This window comes from Myxococcales bacterium, assembly GCA_022184915.1.
GTDB lineage: Bacteria > Myxococcota_A > Polyangia > Fen-1088 > Fen-1088 > JAGTJU01.
Window position 1 is genome coordinate 175584 of sequence record JAGTJU010000002.1, and the last position, 19997, is coordinate 195580.

Here is a 19997-nt window from a genome sequence, read left to right on the forward strand (position 1 = left end):
TCGCGCCCCAAGCGGTGCGCGGCCGTGGCTCTTTGCCCTCCGACCGCATATCTTCGCCCGGCGCATGTCCGAACGAGAGATTGACGCCCTGCGAGAGGAGAACGCCCGGCTGCGGGCCGAGCTCGATGCCGTGGTGGACGCCGAGGCCCGGGCGGCCGGGCAGCGGCGCAAGGCGCTCTTCGGGGGCCTGCGGATGTTGTTGATGCCGGCGCTCGATCGCAAGCGCGTGGTCCGCAACTTCGTGTACCTGTTCAAGGTGGGCACCCGGTATGCGGGACCCCGGCAGACCTGGCCGCGCAACGAAGAGGTGGCGGAGGCGGCCGAGGCCTTCGCGGTGTCGCTGCTGCGGTTCGCAATTCGACGCCGGCTGTTTCTCTTTTTGTTCTCGTTGATTGCGGTTTTGGTGCCTGCCGTTCAGGTCTACATCGCGCTTCAGCAAAACCGCCTGGTCAACATGCAGAACGAGCTCATCACGATCGAAGCGGACGATATCGTCTCGCGGGGCGTGAGCTCGGAGAGCCTGCTCACCAACGAGCTCAACGGCGCCTTGCTTTCGGGGCGCGACGTCGAGGCGCTCAACCGCATGTTGAACCGGATCTTTTCGGCGCAGATGGGCGAGATGATGGGTGGCCTCGACTTCGAGGCGTCGCGGCGCCTCTACCTGCAAGGCACGGCCGGGCGCGCGCACCTGCTCCTGGCTTTGGGAGAGGCGTTGCGGCGCCCGCAGAGCGAGCAGGCCCTCACGCCCGCCGCTCTGTGGCGCCTGGTGAGCGATCCGCATCAGGGTGCGCTGTCTGCCGCCGTCGACGAGGCGGCGCGGGGCCGCTTGTTTTCGACCTTACGCACGCCCCGGGCTGCGTTCGACAGCCCGAAGCTCGAGGCCGAATGCCAGCGGTATCTCTTGGGCTTGTCGAACGTTCTGCGGCGGGCCTGGGCGTTGGCCGTGGCGGCGGACGAACGTGAGGCCTTCTTCCGATTGCTCCGCCCGCTGATGGCGCGCGTGTCTCAAGTCGAGCCCGATGGTGACAGACCGCTCGTGCCCACGCTGGTGCAAACCTTCGGGGATTTTCTCATCGACCTGGCGGTAGAGCCCACCTTCGGTCAAGCCGATCCGGCGTTGCCCGCGGACGTCGATGGGGCGCTCAAAGCGGGGTTCACCAAGTTACAACGCGGGGTCGGGGGCGCGCCGCCGAAGGTCAACTGGGTGCGCCTGCGCGCCTTGCTGGGTGTGCCCCGATGAGGTCCTGTCTGCGGACAGGCACGGCGCGGGGGCGTGTCCTCATCGGGCTTATCGCCCTGACCCCGCTTTGCGCGTGCGGCGGGCCTGCGGCGGTGCGGGCTCCGGTGGCGTTGGCCGGGGCACCAGAGCCTGCCCTGCCCGCGGGGGCCTTCGTGGCCTCGGCGCGGGGGCTCTCGGCCGAGGCCGCGCGGACGGCTGCGCAGGACGCGGTGGCGCGGCACTTTTTGGGGCACGCTCTTTCGGGCGGGCTGCCCGCTCCCGGTGACCCGCCCCTCGAGGAGGCGCTGCTCGCGCAGCACACGCACCGGGCTTCCGAGCAGGCGGACGGCCGCGAGGTCAGCGTTTCGTTGTGGGTGGACGTGGAGGGCTTGCGGCAAGCCGCCCTCACGCACGTGGCGGCGCTTGGTGAGCCGGTGTGGCCCGCCGGGCCCCTGCGCACCCGCGAAGCGATCGAGGCGGCCGCCAGGGCCTTGCGGCACGCAGAGCAAAGGGCGTCGCTGTGCACGCTGGCGCAGCAGGCGGGCGCAGCCCCGTGTCCCGGCGACGAGACCACGACCACCCTGGCGGCTCTCGTGGCCGAGGCCGCGGCGGCCGTGACGTTGACGGTGCAGCCCTTGCCCGGGGTGCCCCACCGTCCCGGACACCTTCCGCTTTCGCCCCTCGTGATCGGGGCCCACACGCACGGCGATGCGGGCCCGGTGCCGTGGGCCGAACTGCCTCTGCGTGTGCACGCGCCTGCCGGGTTGCTGGCCGCCACGGAGGTCCAGACGGACGCGCAAGGGCGGGTCTCGATCGCCTGGTTACGCCCGCTCGCCGCAGAGGAACGTGTCGCCGTCGAGGTCGACGCCGTGGCGCTCATGGGGGCGCCCCTCGCGGCGACCTGGCCGCGCGTGCCCGTCGAGGTGCCGATGCGTGCGCTCACCTTCAACAGCTTGCGGGTGCGGCTCGAGGTCACCAGCACGTCGCGCCCGGGGGACGTGCTGGTGAGTCTCGGACGGGGCACCTTGATGCACGCGCTCTCCTCGGCATTGCCAGGCGCCGAGATCAGCGGGGCAAGCGCGGCGCCCCCGGCCGCGCAGAGCCCCCACGACGTGCTCGTCAGCGCCGATGTGCACTGGGCCTTCGCGTCCGCGCTCGGCGGCCGCAGCGTATGGTACGAGGCCAGGGCGTCACTCGAAGGCACGGATGCCTGGGGCGGTGAACACTTCGTGAAAAGCGACGTGACCGTCCAGGAGGCGGGCCTCGGCGAGCAGCACGCGGCCAAGCAGGCTGTGATCAAGCTGGCTCGCGCGCTCGGCCAAAAGGTCGCCGAAGCTTTGAAGCAGACGTACCCCACCAGCGGCGCCGCGGCGGGCGTCGTGCCAGAGGCCTCGGCTCAGAAGTAAAACCGCGCGCCCAGGAGCCCTTCGAAGTCGAGGCCCACGCCGGGTACCACATAAAGCGTGGGCGCGATCTCGGCGAACACTTCCAGGAAGGAAGGCCGTGAAAACATGAGGTCGAGCCCCACGGGCATGCGGCCTGCGAGCGCGACCGAGTCGTTGCTGTTGTTGTCGAAGCGGTCCTGATCGATGATCCAGATGCGGCCGCCCGCACCGATGTGCCAGTCGAGCGTGACCTTGCTGTAGACGAGGTTCTCTTGCCAGAGGTAGTCGACGTTGATGCCCACGTCGCTGAAGCCGTCGCGGCAGCGGACATACCCATCGCCGTTCCAGCAGCGGCCCCATCCGTAGCGGCTGACGCCGATGCCGAAATCGAGCGCTTGGCCGGGGCCCAGGAAGACCTTGCCCACGAGGCTGTTGGGAGAGCCAAGACCGAAACCCAGGCCGAACGTACGTGCGTTGCCCACTTCGGTGGCGTGGGCCGGTGCCGTTACCCCGAGGGCCGTCACGAACGCGGCGGTGCAGAGGAGTCGAGTGATGTTCACGGCGACCAATAACGACGAAGAAACGCAAAAGGTGCAAGTAAAAGGTTGGCAAAGCAAACGTAATGCCAGCAGTCCCTGGCCCAAGGCCCATGGGGAGCAGGGCGTCGGAAAATCACACGTGCACGAAGCACGTCTCGTGAGAAAATGGGGGCATCCGTGCGGCACGTCGGCGAGGGGTCGACCGAAAGAGCCACACGGCGGGAAAAAACGATGAGCGACTCCGATGCCTGGATCGGCAGCGTCTTGCAAGGGCGCTACCGTGTAATCGAACGTTTGGCGGAAGGGGCCATGGGGGTCGTGTACCGCGGCGAACGCCTGCAGCTGCAAAAGCCTGTGGCGATCAAATTCCTTCATCCTGGTGTGGCCCAACAAGAGTCTTTACGAAGACGCTTCGAGGTCGAAGCGCGGGCCATGGGCCGGCTGGCACACCCCAACTGCGTGTCCGTTTTGGATTTTGGCGTCGAGGACGTGCCCTACCTCGTGATGGAATACGCGCACGGGCGGAGTCTCCGGGCGCTCCTGCAGGACGGCCCCATGCCGAAGGCGCGGGCGCTGCACCTTGGTCGGCAGTTGCTGACGGCGCTCGTCCACGCGCACGCCCACGGCATCGTCCATCGCGACGTCAAACCCGAAAACGTCATGGTTCAACAAAGCGCCGGCCTCGAAGACCACCTGCGCGTGCTGGACTTCGGCTTGGCGAAGATGCTGGGCGATACGGGGCAACTCACCGCGGGGCTGACGGTGGGCACGCCCAACTACATGGCGCCCGAGCAAACGCAGGAGGGCGCCGTGGATGCCCGCGTGGATCTCTATGCGGCCGGGATCGTGCTCTTCGAGATGCTCACGGGGCGGCAGCCCTTCGCGGCGGATTCGGTGGGAGAGATTCTGCGGCGCCAGCTGCACATGCCGGCCCCGCTCTTGCGCCAGGTGCATCCCGCGGCGGGGATCTCCCCTGCGCTCGAAGCGGTGGTGTACAAGGCCATGGCCAAGCGACCCGACGAGCGGTTCGAAGGCGCGCAGCAGATGCTCGACGCCCTCGAGCGTGTGCCCGAGCTCGCGGCCGATGCGGCGTCTCCGCTCGTGGACGCAAGCCGTGTGGCGGCGCGCACGCCCCCACCGCCTTTGCCGCTGCAAGCGCGTTTGCCTCCCCCACCGGGCGGTAAAGCGGTCGTGGCGCCCCCCGTGATCGCACCCGGGTCCGGTCCCCTGCCTTCCGCGCAGGCGGCGCGTGCCGACGCGCCCAGCGAGCCCTCTGCGCAGCCCACGATCGTGCTGAGCGACGCCGACAACCTGGCAGCGGCAGACGGGACCGTGGGGGCTCACCGGGGCGCCTTCGGGGGCGCTGTGGGGGCCGCCTGGCAGCGCGCTCGGCTCGTGCCCGTCAAGGTCCGCTACGGCCTTCTGGCTCTGCTGGTGGCGGGCCTGGTGCTGTTCGTCTGGCCACGGGAACGCGGCGAGCCCACACCGGCAGAGGCTCCCTCCGCTGCGGCGTCGGCCTCTCGGGCGCGTGCGGAGGGCGAGCGCACGCCGGTCCCCGCCGCGGTCAAGGCCGCGCGGCCGTCACCGTCCGCGCAAAGCCCTGCCCCGGAGCCGCCGTCCCCCGCCGGTACCCCCCGCCCGGCGCGCGCCCCCGACCGCTGGGGAAAAGTGCCCGCCCGCGGCGCCAAGCCGGCGCGGGAGGGTGGCTCCCTGCGCCGTGCTTCCGATCGCGAGCGTTGGGGCTCGCGCTGGTGAGGGCCGTTGGCCGGCCCTCGGGCGCGGCCTAGGCCTTCCGCCCGCGCGTCAGCTGAGAGACGTCCCGGGCGGCGCCCCGCGAGGCGCTGGTGGTCATCAACGCATAGGCCTCGAGGGTGGGGGACACCCCGCGGTCGCGGTTCGGACGCCAGGCGTCTTTGCCCAGGGCTTCTCTTTCCGTTCGGCGTGCCTTCAAGGTGGCGTCATCGACCACGAGCTCCATGTGCCGTGCGGGGATATCGATGCGGATGAGGTCACCCTCGTGCACGAGCCCGATCGCGCCGCCTTCGGCCGCCTCGGGAGAGATGTGCCCGATGGACAAGCCCGACGTGCCCCCCGAAAAGCGGCCGTCGGTGATGAGCGCACAGGCCTTGCCGAGGCCCTTACCCTTGAGGAAAGACGTGGGGTACAGCATCTCCTGCATGCCGGGCCCGCCGCGGGGTCCCTCGTAGACGATGACCACCACGTCACCGGCCTTGATCTGGTTGTCCATGATGGCGTCGCACGCGGCGTCTTGTGAGTGGAACACGCGCGCGGGCCCCTCGAACTTCCAGATGGACTCGTCCACGCCGGCGGTCTTCACGATGCAGCCCTCCTCGGCGATGTTGCCGAAGAGCACCGCCAGACCGCCCTCCTGGCTGTAGGCGTGGGCGCCGTCGCGAATGCAGCCCTTCTGCGCGTCCATGTCGGCCTCGCCAAAGTACTTGTCCTGAGAGAACGCCACCTGCGTGGGCACACCGCCGGGGGCGGCGAGGGCACGTTGCCGTGCGGCCTCGGTGACGGTGGGGCGGCGCAGATCGTTTTCGTCGATGGCCTGTCCCATGCTGGAGCTGTGCACCGTGAGCACGTCACGGTGGATGAGCCCCAAGCGATCCAGCTCGCCCAGGATCGTGAAGATCCCTCCGGCCCGGTGCACGTCTTCCACGTGGTAATGAGACGAGGGCGCCACCTTGCACAGGTTCGGCACCTTGCGGGACAGGCGATCCATGTCGGCCATCGTGAAGTCCACACGCGCCTCGCGCGCGATGGCGAGGATGTGCAGCACGGTGTTCGTAGAGCCGCCCATGGCGATGTCGAGGGCCATGGCGTTCTCGAACGCCGCGAAGTTGGCGATGCTGCGCGGGAGCACGCTGCGGTCGTCCTGCAGATAGCGGCGCTTCGCCAGCTCCACGATGCGCTGGCCGGCCGCCTCGAAGAGCTCCCAGCGACGTGCGTGCGTGGCGAGCAGCGTGCCGTTGCCGGGCAGGGCCAGCCCCAAGGCCTCGTTCAGGCAGTTCATGCTGTTGGCGGTGAACATGCCCGAACACGAGCCGCAGGTGGGGCACGCAGAGCGCTCGAGCTCGGCCAGGTCCGCGTCGCTGACGCTGTCGTCGCTGGCGGCGATCATCGAGTCGATGAGGTCGAGTTTGCGTACGAGGGGCTTGCCGTCGCGGCTGTGCGTTCCCACGATCTTGCCCGCCTCCATGGGCCCACCCGAGACGAAAATTGTAGGGATGTCGAGGCGCATGGCCGCGATCAACATGCCGGGCGTGATCTTGTCGCAGTTCGAGATACACACCAGCGCGTCCGCGCAGTGGGCGTTCACCATGTACTCGACGCTGTCGGCGATGAGATCCCGGCTGGGCAGGCTGTAGAGCATGCCGCCGTGGCCCATGGCGATGCCGTCGTCCACGGCGATCGTGTTGAACTCGACGCCCCAGCCCCCCGCGGCGTCGATGACCTTCTTGACCCGCTGACCCACGTCGTGCAGGTGTACGTGGCCTGGCACGAACTGCGTAAAGCTGTTGGCGATGGCAATGATGGGCTTGTCGAAGTCAGCGTCCTTCATGCCGGTGGCCCGCCACAAAGAGCGGGCTCCTGCCATGTTGCGACCGTGGGTGGTGGTGCGGCTACGGTATCCAGGCATGGGGCTAACGTATAGGCGGCCTCGGCGCGTCCGTCCACCGGATTGCAGCCGCCGCGGGAGGGTGTGCGCGGCCTTGCGCCTGCCCGCCCGGACGCCCAACTTCAGGCCGCTTCGGTCGAGGGGCCCGGGGGCGGGGCGAGAATGAAGGGATCGCTGTAGATGTCTCGCAGGCGGGCCCCCGCCAAGAAGGCGCGCTTGCGCAGCGCCGTCACGAGGGTGGGATCTCCGCAGAGAAACACGCGCTGGTCCTTCGCCGCCCCTGCGCTCATCGCCAGCTCGTCGAGAGCGCCCACGGTCACACCCGCCTCGCCTGCGCCCTCACGCACGCAGGCGGTGTAGGAGACCTGAGGGTGCGTGCTGGCCAAGGCCCGCAGTTCGTCCTGTAGGTAGAGCCCGCGGGGCGTGCGCGCACCGTGAAAAAGCCGGATAGGTCCGCTGTGGCCTGCCCGGAGCGCGTCGCGCAGGATGCCGTAGAGCGGAGCGAGTCCCGTGCCCGTGCCCACCAGCAGGAGGGGCTGCGTGGGGCGACCTTCTACGTAAAAGCAAGACCCCGCCGGGCCTCGGAGGTTCACCAGGGCGCCCAGGGCACCGGGCGAGGCGAGCCACGTGCTCATCCGTCCCTGGGAAACCACGCGCACGTGCAAGGTCAGCGTGGGACCGTCCCCGGGCAGGTTGGCCAGGGAGTAACTGCGGGTGAGCCCATCCGCACGCACCACGTTGACGAACTGTCCGGCGCGGTAGGCGAACGTTTTCGTGGGGGCCAGCTCCACACGCAGCACGCTTTCGGCCAGCCACGCGACGTGGGTGATGTGGGCGGGCGTCAGCCCCTCGGCCTGGTCGGGCAGGCTCACCGCGAGATCGGTCTTCGGGCGCGCGCTGCAGGCCAAAAAGTACCCCTCCGCCTTCTGCGTGTCCTTCAGCCCCACCTGGGCTTCGCTGGGAACGAGCCCCTCCGTGGCGCGCACCAGACAAGACTGGCACGCGCCGGCGCGGCAGGAATGGGCCACGGTGAGCCCCGCACGCAGAAGACCCTCGAGCACGGTCTCCGTTGGGCCAAGCTCCACGGCCTTGCCCCCGCAGAGGAGCTTCGGCATGGCCTACGCCCGTCCCAACACGTGGTCGCGCACCGAGTTGGCGAGCGCAGCGACCTCGGCGATCTTGTCGTCGGCGACGCCCAGCTCCTTGAGGGTGCCGCCCAGATGCTCAATCACGATGTCGACGTGCTGATCGTTCAGGCCCTTTTCGAGCAGGTGCGCGTGTCCGGTGCGCATGTCCTTGCCCGTGTAGCTGTGAGGGCCTCCGAGCACCATGGTCAAAAAGGCCTTCTGTTTGCCGGCCTGGCGTTCCATGTCGACACCTTCGAAGAAGCGCGACACGCGTTCGTCCGAGAGCATCTTTCGGTAGAAGATGTCCACGGCGGCATCCAACGCCGCGGCCCCGCCCAGCTGATCGTAAAGTGTGGTCATGATTGCTCCTGTGAGAGAAAAGGTGTAAACAGAATGCAAGTTAAGTCGGCCCTTCGTCAACGCGAAACGTCTGCGTAGGGCACGCGGCTTCCAGGTCGCCATGCAGTTGACGCTCTTCAGTGACTACAGCCTCCGCGTGGCGCTCTATCTCGCCATGCATCCGGACGAGCGTGTGACCCTCGACGAGATCAGCGCGGCCTACGGGATCTCGCGCAACCATCTGGTGAAGGTGGTTCAACGGCTCGTGGAACTCGAGGTGGTGGCCTCCGTGCGCGGGCGGGGCGGGGGCCTGCGCCTGGCGAAGGCGCCGGCGGAGCTGAACGTGGGCGCGCTCGTGCGTGCCACCGAGCCCCACTTCAACATCGTGGAGTGCTTCGACCCGGAGACGAACACCTGCCCCATCGATCCCGTGTGTGGGCTCAAGGGCGTTCTGCGCAAAGCGGAAAAGGCGTTTTTGGCCCAGCTCGACGCCCACAGCCTGGCCGATTTCCTGCCGCGGGCCGAGCGCCTGATTCCCTTGTGGCGCCAGCATGCGGGGCGGGATCCACGGGGGTGAGCGGCCCGGGCCCGGGGGCGTTCGAAAGTTTGGCCCAAGGTCACGCCGCCGCGGCACCTAACCGAGGGAACGCACACGCATGCTCGGTTTTGTCCTGCCCCAGCCCTTTTGCCGCCTCGCGGGTCCGTCGACCCGCTGGCCGGGCATGAGGCCGTGGCAGGGCTCAAGACGAGCGCCCGGGGAGGCTCGCCCATGACGCGCGCGCCCTCCGTGCGCACCTCGGCCGACGCCCCTGCGGCGCCCACGGACGCCGACCTGGTTCTGGCGGCGCGCCAGGGTGAAGCCTGGGCCCCCGAGGCCCTCTTTCGCCGCCACGCGGACGCGCTCAACCGCTTCGTGTACCGCCTTCTCGGCGGAGACCAAGAGCTCGATGACGTGGTCCAGGACAGCTTCGTGGAAGCGCTCAAGAGCCTCGCCAAGCTGGCCGAACCCCAGGCCTTCCAAAGCTGGCTGTTTTCGATCGCCGTGGCCCGTGTGAGGCGCACGCTTCGTCATCGGCGCATGCTGAGCCGCCTGGGGCTGCGCAAGGTGGAACGGCTCGATGACCATCCGCTCGTGGCCTCCACGGCGCCGGCCGACACCCGGGCCGAGCTGAGGTCGGCTCTGGCGCTGATGGACAAGCTGCCCACGGACCTCAGGATCGTGTTTTCCCTGCGACGTGTGGAAGGTCTAGCCGTGGAAGACATCGCGCACTTGACGAAGCTGTCCCCCCGCACCGTCAAACGCAGAGCTGCCGAGGCCGAAGCCCTCTTTGCCCGCATCGCGGGCGAGCCCGAGGGCGCTGGGCGCAAAAAACAAGCGGGGCGCCGTCTGGGAGGCGTTGACGATGAAGGAGCCTGAAGACGTGACGGGAATGGGACGCGAGGCCTTGAGGGACTTTCAGCTGGACGATGTGCGGCGGGAGCGCCAGTGGAGGCAGATCCAGGCGCGCTTGGCGCCGGCCCAGGCGTCCCGTAGGACGACCCCGCGCTGGTGGTGGGCGGCGGGGGCCGGGGTGGCGTGTGCGGGCCTGGCGCTCGTTGTCGTCAGGCCCTTCATGGCGACAGACGCGCAGGACCGCTCCGCCCCTGCGTTGGCAAGCCACGAGACGCCGAAAGCGTCCGCGCCTGTGGGGGGCACGCCCGCGCGGCCGGCTGCGCCCGAAGGCGGCGGCTCTGTCGTGTTGTCCGATGGCTCCGTGGTCAAGACCCACGTACGGAGCCGCGTGCGCGTGGTCAAGGACGAGCCCGACGAGATCGCCTTGAGGGTCACGGAAGGCACCGCTGCCTTCGACGTGACGCACGCCCCGGAGCGCGGCGCCTTTTTGGTCGAGGCGGCCGACGTGGAGGTGCGCGTGGTGGGCACGCGCTTTTCGGTGGCCGTGGAACCCGGGCCAGGACAAAGCCGCACGGTGCGCGTCGTGGTGGACGAGGGGCGGGTGGCCATTCGGCGGCTCGGACAAGCGGGTCCTGCGACCACGTTCGTATCGGCGGGAGGCACCTGGAGCGGCGAGACCGAGCGCCAGGAGCTGGCGTCGAGGCGCTTCGCGGAAGCCGAGCGCCTGTTTGCGGCGGGGCACGTGGAGGCGGCCGCCCGCCGCTACGACGAGCTGCGACGGGAACACCGGGACGATCCCCGCGCGCCGCTCGCCAGCCTCGCGCTGGCGCGGCTTTACCAGGATCACTTCGCGCAGCCCCGCAAGGCGCTCGCGGCGCTCGACGATGCCCTGGCCCTGGATCCACCGCCGGCCCTCACCGAGCATGCGTCCGCGCGGCGCATCTGGGCGTTGCATGCGCTCGCCCTGACCGAGGCCTGTCGCGAAGCGCGCGAGGCCTTCACCGCGCGCTATCCGCAAAGCCCCCACGTCTCGAAGCTGCGCGGTCTTTGCAAATGACGCCCCCGGGGGGGCATGCCTCGTACAGTTTGCCTTTCGTCCTGGGCGTGCTCCTCGGCGTTTGTCCCGCGACGGCCCGGGCACAAGACGCGCAGGCGCCCCCCGGGGTGCAGAGCGCTTGCCGTCCAGGCACAAAAGGTGTGTCGCTCGAGGCCCGCGGCCCCCGGGCGGAATCGTTGCTGTCCGCGGTTGCCGAGCGGCTCGGGCCGCAGCTCCGGAGCGGGGGCCATCACTTGTGTCTCGCGCCCAGGCAAGGGCTTGCCGTGCGCACGCCCACCCGCATCGTTCTTCAGGATCTCGACCTGCCGGACCTCGTTGCCGTGAGGGTCATGGCGCTCACAACGACGGAGCAGCCAGTGAACCTGGCCTCGCTGCCTGCCGATGGCCGCGCCCACGTTGTGGCAGCGGTGGCGCTCGAACTTTGGCAGCTCCAGCGCCCCGAACTGTCCGGGCCTCCGCCCGCGCCCCCGAAAGCTTCGGCCCCCGCCACGCCCACAAAGGCTCCTGCACCGCCGGCGCCCACCAAGGCGCCTGCACTCACGGAGCCCGCAAGGACTCTGGCACGTCCTGCGCCCGCAGAGGGTGTTGCTCCCCCTGCGGCTCCTCGTGCCGCAGTGCCTTCTGGGGCGGCTCCTGCGCCTGTGCTGGCTCCTGCGCCGCCGGTGGTTGGGCCACCGCCGGTGGTTGCGTCGCCGCCGGTGTTTGCGCCGCTGCCGGTGGTTGGGCCGCCGCCGGTGGTTGCGCCGCCGCCGGTCGAGCCCCCGCGCCCGCCGGAGCGACGTGCGGCGCCCGAAGCGTCACCGCCCGAGGAGGGGCCCTCGCCCGAGGCGTCCGCGGGCGCGTCTTACATGACCGGTCGCGACGAAAAAGTCCCAGCGTGGCTGGCCACGGCCGGCGTGAGCGTTTCCCACTTGTCCTCGGGCTTGACGCTTTGGGGACCCCAGGCGCGCGTGGTGTGGACGCCTGGGAGATGGAGTGCCGAGGCGCGGATGGCTTTCGGTACGGATGAACGCGCCGTGAGCGTCCTGGGGCGGATCCGCACCCGGACGCTCGGGGCGGGCTTGGGTCTGCATCGGCGGCTTGCCGGCGAGGAGGTCCCGCTGTCACGGCGGCCCGGATTCGCACTCAGCGCGGGGGGCTTCGTGGAGGGGCTCGGGGTTCATTTCCAGCCGGAGGCCGCCCAGGGTGCCGAGGGGACATCGGCCTGGCTTGGGGCCTTCGTTGCGGGAGCAGGCCTCGACGGATCCTTCGGCCTGTCTCCACGCCTGTGCCTGGGGCTGCGGCTCGAAACCGCCTGGGTGCCCCTGGCGGCCCGGGCTCAGGATGACGAGAACAGTGATCTGGTGGCGTTCGCGGGCTTCGTGGCCGGCGCTCACCTCTATCTCGGGAGTCGCTTCTGATGAGACATGAACGAACCTTTGCCCCTTCCACCGCGCGGCGTAGGACGCGCACGAGCTGTTCCCTCGGGGGGCTCTTGCTGAGTGGACTGCTTGCAGTTGCTTCTTGTGAGAACACCGCCGAAGTGTTGCGTGCGAACGATGCCGGCGTTCAAGACAGCGGCGCGGACAGCGGTGGCGCTCCGGCCACTGGGGGCGCCCCGGGCAGCGGTGGCAGTGGCGGAGCCGGAATGAGCGCAGGCGGTGGCGCGGGTGGTGGCGCGGGTGGCGGTGGAGGCGCACGTGCCGTCCCGCTGTCTCAGGTGCCGGACGACGTGCTCCGCGCGGCGGACGCTGCTGTTCCGGGTTTCGTCCCTGACGAGGCAGAGATGGAAACCGATGAACAAGGCGTCACGGAATACACCTTGAAGGGCACTGCCAACGGCGTCCGCCGGGAAATCGAGATCGACGTGGGGCCTGACGGGACCATTTTGGAGGTAGACGTGTAGCTGGTCTAGCGCCTTGTCGGCCCTGAGCTTAGCGCCGTCGGGACTGCAACTTCGCGAGGAGCCGCAAGATTTCGAGGTAGAGCCACACGAGTGTGACCATGAGACCAAAGGCGGCGTACCACTCCATGTACTTCGGCGCGCCTCGCTCGGCGCCTTGCTCGATGAAGTCGAAGTCGAGCACCAGGTTGAGCGCAGCCACCACCACCACGCCCACGCTGAACAGGATCCCGAACGTTCCTGAGCCGTGAATGAAGCCAAGGCTGATACCAAAGAACCTCAGCACGAAGGTGGCCAGGTAGACGAGCGCGATGCTCCCGGTGGCGGCCACCACGCCCAGCTTGAAGTTTTCGGTGGCCTTGATGGCACCCGACTTGTACGCGAGCAGCAGCGCCAAGAGCGTTCCGAAGGTCAACGCAACAGCCTGGAACACGATGCCTGGGTAGCGAAGCTCGAAGAGCGCGGAGATGGCGCCCAGGGCCAAGCCTTCGGCCAGCGCGTACAGGGGGGCTGTGACCTTGGCCCACGACTTCTTAAACACGGTGACGAGCGCAAGCAGGAGCCCTCCCACCGCGCCCCCGATCAGGTACGGCGCCACGCTGCCGGGCTCGTCACCCGAGAAGACAGACCGCCACGGCACGAGCGCGGAGATCAAGGCCAACGCCAGCAGCACGGCCGTTTTGTTCACCGTGCCCTGGATCGTCATGGCCCCCTGGCCAGACCTCGTGCCTACGAAGCCCCCAAAGGTTTTGGTGCTCAGAGCGGGGTTTGCCGTCCTCATGGTCTTGCTGTCTCTCGTCTTTCTCGCACAGCTTGGGCTGATGGCTGAATCTGTACCAGGCTCGATCGTCAGAACCTGTACGACACGCCCAGGCGGGCCTGCCGGCCATACCTGGCGACGGTGGGGGAAGGCAGGTCCGGCCCCACGGGAAAGCCTGTTCGCGGCCCCACGACGTCGAGCACGTTGAAGACCCCTGCGAAATAGCGCAGGCCCAAGGGCCTGAAGTCCCCCGACACGGAGACGTTCCAGATGAGCGCGTCGTCGAGCCGTTCGCCGTCGCGGTCTCGCCGTCCGATGTCGTAGAGCACCTCGTTCGAGAGGCGTGCTTTGCCGGGAATCAGCGACCAGATCGAACGTAGCGAAGCAACGTCCGTGGGCGCGTTGATGAAGGGCTCCGATTCCCCATTGGCGTATGAGCGAACGGATTGAACCGTGTAGGCCGCAACGAGCGTCGTCCCGGTCGCTGGATCCCAACGCAGTTCTCCCGTGCCCCCGAAGCCTCGCACCTCGTTGCCCCGGTTCTGGTAGGCCAGCAAGCCGTCCTCAGGGTCCGCTGCCAGCACGATCAAGTCGTTCACCTGGTTGGCGAACACGCTGCCGAGCGCCGTCAGCGAATCGGTGGCGTGGTGAGCGTGCTCGATCTCCAAGCTGACGATCGTCTCGGGCTGCAAGTCACGAGCGGCCTTCTGCGATTCGTCCCCATCGTTGTAGAACCGTTCATACGTCGTGGGCGCGCGGAAGGCTCGCCCCGCAAGAACCTTGGTGTTGCCATTCGCGTAAGGGCGCAACATCAGCGCGACACGCGGGTTGACCGTCGAGCCGAAGCTGTTGGTGTAGTGGTCCGCCCGAACGCCGAAGTTCAACCGGACGGAGTCCGAAAACTTCATGTCATCGACGAAGTAACCGGAGACGACCAACTCGTCTTCAGCGTTCGCTTCCCGCTGCGCAGCGATCGAAGGCTCGCCCAGGTCGAGCGAGAACTGGTTTTGAGCCTCGGCCCCGATGGTGACGCTCTGGCCCCAGAACGAGGGCAGGGAAAGACGCAGTTCCCCCGTGGCCCAGCGCGCGCGCAGCGTCTCCTCGTAGGGTTCGGGGACGTTCTCATTGACCCCGGGCAGCTGGTAGACCCCCGTGAACCGTGACTCGTCGAAAGCCGCGCGTGCGGTCAAGACGAAGGAGGCGAGTGGGATGTCGCCACGGAGTTCGACGTAGCTTCGCCGATCGGAATAGGTCGTTCCCCGAAGTGGGAGCGTGTCGTACGCACCGGTCGGCACGTCTTTTTTCCGCCGGTTGAGTCCCGCGCGCACGCTGAGGCGCCCCAGGCGCGCCCAGAAATCGAGGTGGCCCACCTGCTCCTCATCGGCGCGCTCCGCCACCGTATCGGGGGTGGTGAGGCTGCCGTCGTTCCAGGAGTATCGTCTGTCTCCCAGCTGATTCAGGCCCGCGGCGCTCACCCGCACGAAGTCCCCCTTGGTGCCATACCCCAAAGTCAGGCGACCCGCCTGAAGCCCCAACGTCCCCGCCGTCGCGCCGAGCTCCGCGGAGGCGCCCTTGGGAGCTCCCCTCGTCACCACGTTCACGACGCCAAAGACCGCGCTGGTACCGTACAGCACCGAGCCGGGGCCCCGCACGACCTCGATCCTCTGGACGTTCGCGAGATCCACGTCGAAATCGTGACCCACCCAGTTTTGCCCCACGAGCACATCGTTGAGAGGGTGACCGTCGACCAAAACCAAGATCCGTTTGGTGTAGTCCCCCGGAGGGGAGAACCCCTGGAACCCAACCGACTGGTAGGCGCGGTCGTACGAGCCGAAAATGCCCCGTAGGCCCTGGAGCGCTTCGGCGAGCGTCAGCCAACCGAAGGCCGCAATCTCGTTGGACGTGATGACGGACACGGCGCCGGGGGCCTGCTCGGCACTCACCAAGCTCTTGGTTGCGGCCGACACTTCGGGGTCGGCGCGCCTCAATCTGGCGTTCAGGTACACACGCTCGTTTTGCTCGATGACCACCTCTGATTTGAACGTGGTCCGCCCCTCGCGCTCGACCTCCACCGTGTGAGGCCCCACGACGAGCCCTTCGATCACGGCCGGGGTGAATTCCATCTCTCGGCCGTCCACCTTCACGAGGGCCCCGTCCACGTTCGCCTGCACCACCAAGATGCCCGTTGGGGGCCGCTGAACACTGAGCGGGGCGTCCACAATCACCGTGGTCGCTGGCTTCACGTCGACCTCGAAGCGCGAGGTCGCAAAGCCCGGTGCGGATACGAAAAGCACCACCCTCCCGGTCTCCAGGCGAATCGTCCCGGGGCCCTTGCGAAGCAAAGGACCATCGACCAGGCCCCTGCGGACCTCGGCACCCTCCGGAATCTGGCGAACTTCGACATCACCAAAGATTCGTTTGAGCTTGACCTTGAGCCGCACCTCCCTGCCCGTCTGCAGGAGCGCGTCGACCTCTGCCGGGTGATAGCCAGGCAAGTCCAGGATGAGGTGCGCCTGCCCCGGCTCCAGGGCAAGTCGTGTGGGCGTTGCGCCCAGGCTGCCCAGGTCACGACGCCGGTAGTAGACGAGCGCGCCCGGCGGTTCGCTTTCGACGCTCACCAGGGCCAGGTTGGCGCTGAGAGCCTCGATGGCGGCACTGATGCGCTCGCGTTCCTCGGCACTGGCTTCGCTCGCCAGCAGTCCGGACCACGCGCGGAACGCTTCATCAAACTTGCTCAGCTTCTCGAGACAGCGCGCGATGTTGAACGCGACGTTGCGGTTTGGCACCAGACGGTTAGAGGCGTAGTACGCCGCCAACGCCGCCTCGAAGTCACCCTTGCGGTAGGCCGTGTTCCCTCGGTCGAAGTGAAACTGTGCTTCGTCAGCCAGGTCGGAAGGTGTGGTCGCAGCGGTTGCGTTCAGAGGGGAGACTGTTGACGCCGCGAACGAGAGGACAATGAAGACAGCGGTAACTTGAAGACTGTGCATGGAAGAATGGGTGTAGGGGGCCCTCAGCGCTCGGATCGGATGTCGTCGTACCTTGGGGAAGGTGCAGGCTGGCTCGGTGGCTGGGGCCGGGGCTTCGATCGGTAAGACGGCCGGGCTGTGAGTGGGGGAGGAGCCAACGGCTTCGGGGGGGGGCGCGGTCGCAGGGGCGGCAGCGGCGGCAGGCGCCGCAGGCGTCAGCTCGGCGCTCAAGGTCAGCCCCTCGTTCAACAGCGCCCGGACGGTTTCGCGTCGGTGCCCGGGCAGCACGAAGTGAAACTCCGAAGGCTCCTGGGACCTGCGCAGGGAGGCGCTGCCAGGCGTCCTCACGACGAGAACGTCACCCTGGTAGACAGCGGCCCCCGGTGGCGATGACTCGAAACGTACGTCCAAGCGGCCCTGCTCCCGGGCGACCGCGGCCTGCTCCTTTTCCTTCTGGTCGCGTAGAGCTGGCCAGAGCACGAAGGCCGCAGCGGCGGCGAGTCCCAAGCAGAGGACCGCCACGAAGGCGCGCCCCCATCGCTTTTTGGGCCCCACAGGGCCCTGCAGGGGCGACGTCGCCCCTCTGGCGTCGGCCGCCACCGAAAGGGTCGTCGAATGGGCGGGCCGCCTGGAATAAGGGGCGGGAGGCGCCACGAAGACGTGCCCGATGATTGTGCGCCCCCGGTCGGGCCAAAGGTTCAGCCGCACCGACTCGGCGATCAGCGCGTCCTGGAAGGCCGTCATCGAGGCGAAGCGCTCCTCGGGGATCTTGGCGAGCGACCGCAAAACGATGGCCTGAAGTTCGTCGGATAAATTCGGGTTCAGCTCCTGGGGCGGGCGAGGCTGGGCGTTGATCTGAAGGTTGATGAGTTCCCCCACCCCCGGCGAGAGAAACGGGGCCCTGCCCGTGAACAGTTCGTAGAGGATCACGCCGAGGGAATAGATGTCCGTTCGGAAATCGACCTCGCGCAAGCCCTGGCATTGCTCAGGAGACATGTACTTGGGGGTGCCCATGAGCGCACCGGTGCGCGTGTGGTGGCCGACGCGGAGCCAGTTTTTCTCGAGCTTGGCGATACCGAAATCCAAAATCTTGACCACGCGCGCCGAATCCCCCTGGGGGGAGTGCGTGAGATAGATGTTCTCGGGCTTGAGGTCCCGGTGGATGACCCCTGCGGAGTGCGCTGCGGCCAGGGCCGAGGCCAGCTGCACCCCGAAGTCCATCGCCTCGGCGAGCGTCACCCCCCCTCGCGCAACCCGCCTCGCCAGCGTCTCCCCTTCCAGGAGCTCCATGGCGATGTACGGCGTGCCATCCGGGAGGTTGCCGTAGTCGTAAATGTCCACGATGCCCGCATGGCGAACGACGTTCGATACCTTGGCCTCGTTGAAGAAGCGGCTCACGGCTTCGGGGTCGGACGCGAGCTCGGGCCGCAGAACCTTGATGGCCGCCTTTCGTGCCAGGCCCGGATGTTCCGCGACAAAGACGGTGCCCATGCCGCCCTCGGCGACGACGGCCGAGATCCTATAGTTGCCAACGGTACGGCCCAACATGAGCGTCGGCAGTTTTGCAGCGCCCGAGGCGCTACGCAATGAGCACTTTGCTCAGTCGAGGCCAGTTTCGTGGCTTACACGTTTTTTGGCAAAGGCTGCATGGCATCCCAAGTGAGCCATCCTCTGGACCCTGGCTCGGCGCAATAAGTCATTAAGGATTATCTTAGCGCAGCAAGCACATGTGTTTCCAGGAGTTTTCCTGTGAGCCCCGATGAGGTGCTGCGCGCCATCGCCAACAATGCGACGCGCCGTTGGCCTCGGTTCCGTGAGCGGCGCCTTCAACGGCAGGTAGGGAAGGCGCGCGCTTGACGGGGTTTCGGGAGCAGGGTAGGCCGTGCAACGCCCATGATTCACGGAGGCCTCCGCTCGGGTGCGTTGCCCCTCTTGGTGCTCTTGTCGGTGGCGCTTTCTTCGGGGGTGCAGGGGTGTAGCGCGGGTAACCGGTCTTCGCTCGATGCCTCGAGCCTTGCCACACGGTCGGTCGAGGCGGCGCGGCGGGGGCAGCGGCTCGCGCTCGACGAACGCGAGCGCTGGCTTCTCAAGCAGCTGTTCGGCGCCTCGCTCGACGTGGAACGCGTCACGCTCGTCCATGGTGCGATCATGAGCGAGGGGGCGCCACGTACGGTGGAAAACGAGATTCATCTTCCGAAAGACAAACCTGTCGAAGATCCGACGTTTCGCCGTTCGATGAAGCACGTGGTCTTGCTGGCGCATGAGGCCACGCATGTCTGGCAGTTCCAAACGCGCGGTCTCGTCTATGCAGCCGACGCGCTGGCCAACCAAGGGCACGCGTACGCAACGACCGGGGATCGCAGCCAGGCCTATCGGTACGCGCTCGATGAGACGACATCGTTTGCGGCCTTGAACGCGGAACAGCAGGGAAGGCTCGTTGAGGACTATGTACGGTTGGTGCTCTACGGAGCACCGCCGCGCGGACTCACCAACGCGGACGTACTGGGCCTCGAGACCTTTCGTGCCCGTGTCGAAGCCGAACTCAAGGCGCACGTCAACCCCGCGTTCGTCTCCCTCGAGGGTGCGGTGGCGCGTGCGATCATGTCGGGAGAGTCACCGCCACCCGCGACGGCACCGTGACACGCATGTCGTGCCCGCTCCTCCTGTTTTCCACCCAGGCGGCCGGGCGACTCACGATCGCGTACCCGTATGCGGCGCCCTTCTCGATCGCTACCAGATCGAGCGAAACCTTCCGTGTGTCGTGGGGATGCGGTCTGCCCCAAACGCTCCCAGTCATGTACAAGACCTTCAGGCAAACGAAGTCATCCTCGACCGAGACGTTCTTCGAGCGCGACCGCGAGGGCTGCTGCTCCGAGGAATGCGTCGACGCCACGGTCACATCTCGCGAAGACGTTCGAGCCCAGGAGGTCTCGCTGCGTCCGGCCGTGAGCCCCGACAAGATGGGTACCCTCGAGTGGGTGGTGGGGCCGGCGCACCAGCTCGTTCCCCTCGAGTGAGACAGAAGCCGGTTTCCCGGCCGCTGAGTCGCTAGGCCTGCGTGGCCAGACTGTCCTTGACCCGCCGCAGGCGAAGGGCTGCGTCCTCCGCGAGGGGCGCCACGCGCGGATCATCCACCACCTGGAACATCGCGTGCGGATCGGCGATCGACACCTCGACCCCGCCTTCAACCTGGCGAACGACCACGTTGCAAGGCAAAAGCAGCCCCATGGCCGGGTCGGCGTCCAGCGCGCGCTTGGCCAATCCGGGGTTGCAGGCCCCTAGAATGACGTAGGGGGAAAACTCGATGTCCAGCTTCTTCTTGAACGTCTGACTCACGTCAATCGTCGTCAGGACGCCGAACCCCTCTTGCGCCAACGCCTTCGTGACTTGTTCCACGGCTTGCGGCACCGCAACGCCGGTCAACCTGATATCGAACCCCAGCTTGCTCATCACACTGCCTCTTCGTCTTCACCGGACCCGGTCACGTGCACCAAACCATCCCGCACGCTTTGATTACCACGCAGAAGCCCCCGAAGCTCGCGGTTCCGCCGCCTCAATGTGGCCTTGCGGCCACCGATGACAGATTTGCTAGCGGGGGTGTGAGCAATCGACTTCAGTGTCTCGAAGTGAATAGGCGCATCGCCCAGCGTCGATGGCGGTACCGACAATGCAGACAAAAGTGCTTGAACA

General features: G+C 67.7%; 17 protein-coding genes. 10 read left to right on the forward strand and 7 right to left on the reverse strand.

Annotated features, from left to right (window positions below):
* Positions 1–64 precede the first annotated feature (64 nt).
* Positions 65–1240 carry a hypothetical protein gene (locus tag KA712_08330; GenBank protein ID MCG5052953.1) on the forward strand — a complete coding sequence of 392 codons (1176 nt, stop codon included), beginning with the start codon at positions 65–67 and terminating at the stop codon, positions 1238–1240.
* Positions 1237–2625, forward strand: coding sequence for a hypothetical protein (locus KA712_08335; GenBank protein MCG5052954.1), 1389 nt, complete (start codon positions 1237–1239; stop codon positions 2623–2625). The genes KA712_08330 and KA712_08335 overlap by 4 nt, the downstream gene beginning before the upstream one ends.
* Here KA712_08335 and KA712_08340 read toward each other — a convergent pair.
* Positions 2616–3164, reverse strand: coding sequence for a DUF3996 domain-containing protein (locus KA712_08340; GenBank protein MCG5052955.1), 549 nt, complete (start codon positions 3162–3164; stop codon positions 2616–2618). The genes KA712_08335 and KA712_08340 overlap by 10 nt on opposite strands.
* 210 nt (positions 3165–3374) lie before the next feature.
* Between KA712_08340 and KA712_08345 the strand changes: the two genes are divergently transcribed.
* The gene (locus tag KA712_08345) at positions 3375–4898 is read left to right on the forward strand and encodes a protein kinase (GenBank protein ID MCG5052956.1); all 1524 of its coding nucleotides are present in this window, start codon (positions 3375–3377) and stop codon (positions 4896–4898) included.
* A 28-nt stretch (positions 4899–4926) separates the two neighbouring features.
* On the opposite strand, the gene ilvD is transcribed toward KA712_08345, so the two are convergent.
* From ilvD to KA712_08360, 3 genes are all read right to left on the reverse strand, one after another.
* Positions 4927–6804, reverse strand: coding sequence for a dihydroxy-acid dehydratase (gene ilvD, locus KA712_08350; protein ID MCG5052957.1), 1878 nt, complete (start codon positions 6802–6804; stop codon positions 4927–4929).
* 101 nt (positions 6805–6905) lie between these two features.
* Positions 6906–7898, reverse strand: coding sequence for a 2Fe-2S iron-sulfur cluster binding domain-containing protein (locus KA712_08355; GenBank protein MCG5052958.1), 993 nt, complete (start codon positions 7896–7898; stop codon positions 6906–6908).
* A 3-nt stretch (positions 7899–7901) separates the two neighbouring features.
* Complete coding sequence (locus KA712_08360; GenBank protein ID MCG5052959.1) at positions 7902–8270, reverse strand: group 1 truncated hemoglobin; 369 nt, start codon at positions 8268–8270, stop codon at positions 7902–7904.
* A 100-nt stretch (positions 8271–8370) separates the two neighbouring features.
* Here KA712_08360 and KA712_08365 point away from each other — a divergent pair, with 100 nt between their 5' ends.
* The 5 genes from KA712_08365 (at position 8371) to KA712_08385 (ending at position 12584) form a co-directional block, all read left to right on the forward strand.
* Positions 8371–8826, forward strand: coding sequence for an Rrf2 family transcriptional regulator (locus KA712_08365; protein MCG5052960.1), 456 nt, complete (start codon positions 8371–8373; stop codon positions 8824–8826).
* A gap of 192 nt (positions 8827–9018) precedes the next feature.
* Complete coding sequence (locus tag KA712_08370; protein ID MCG5052961.1) at positions 9019–9666, forward strand: sigma-70 family RNA polymerase sigma factor; 648 nt, start codon at positions 9019–9021, stop codon at positions 9664–9666.
* On the forward strand, positions 9653–10699 hold the full coding sequence (locus KA712_08375; GenBank protein MCG5052962.1) for a FecR family protein: 1047 nt from the start codon (positions 9653–9655) through the stop codon (positions 10697–10699). Before KA712_08370 ends, KA712_08375 begins: the two co-directional genes overlap by 14 nt.
* A complete protein-coding gene (locus tag KA712_08380; GenBank protein ID MCG5052963.1) occupies positions 10696–12099 on the forward strand; it encodes a hypothetical protein in 1404 nt (467 codons plus the stop codon). The genes KA712_08375 and KA712_08380 overlap by 4 nt, the downstream gene beginning before the upstream one ends.
* A gap of 125 nt (positions 12100–12224) precedes the next feature.
* The gene (locus KA712_08385) at positions 12225–12584 is read left to right on the forward strand and encodes a hypothetical protein (GenBank protein MCG5052964.1); all 360 of its coding nucleotides are present in this window, start codon (positions 12225–12227) and stop codon (positions 12582–12584) included.
* A gap of 28 nt (positions 12585–12612) precedes the next feature.
* On the opposite strand, the gene KA712_08390 is transcribed toward KA712_08385, so the two are convergent.
* Complete coding sequence (locus KA712_08390) at positions 12613–13362, reverse strand: Bax inhibitor-1/YccA family protein (protein ID MCG5052965.1); 750 nt, start codon at positions 13360–13362, stop codon at positions 12613–12615.
* Positions 13363–13430: 68 nt separating this feature from the next.
* Complete coding sequence (locus KA712_08395; GenBank protein ID MCG5052966.1) at positions 13431–17855, reverse strand: TonB-dependent receptor; 4425 nt, start codon at positions 17853–17855, stop codon at positions 13431–13433.
* 345 nt (positions 17856–18200) lie between these two features.
* On the opposite strand from KA712_08395, the gene KA712_08400 reads away from it, so the two are divergent.
* The gene (locus tag KA712_08400; GenBank protein MCG5052967.1) at positions 18201–18947 is read left to right on the forward strand and encodes a hypothetical protein; all 747 of its coding nucleotides are present in this window, start codon (positions 18201–18203) and stop codon (positions 18945–18947) included.
* A gap of 5 nt (positions 18948–18952) precedes the next feature.
* Entirely contained in the window at positions 18953–19324 is a 372-nt protein-coding gene (locus KA712_08405; protein MCG5052968.1) for a hypothetical protein, read from the forward strand.
* 31 nt (positions 19325–19355) lie between these two features.
* On the opposite strand, the gene KA712_08410 is transcribed toward KA712_08405, so the two are convergent.
* Positions 19356–19757, reverse strand: a complete 402-nt coding sequence (locus KA712_08410; protein ID MCG5052969.1) for a DUF302 domain-containing protein — start codon at positions 19755–19757, stop codon at positions 19356–19358.
* Between the last annotated feature and the right edge of the window lie 240 nt (positions 19758–19997).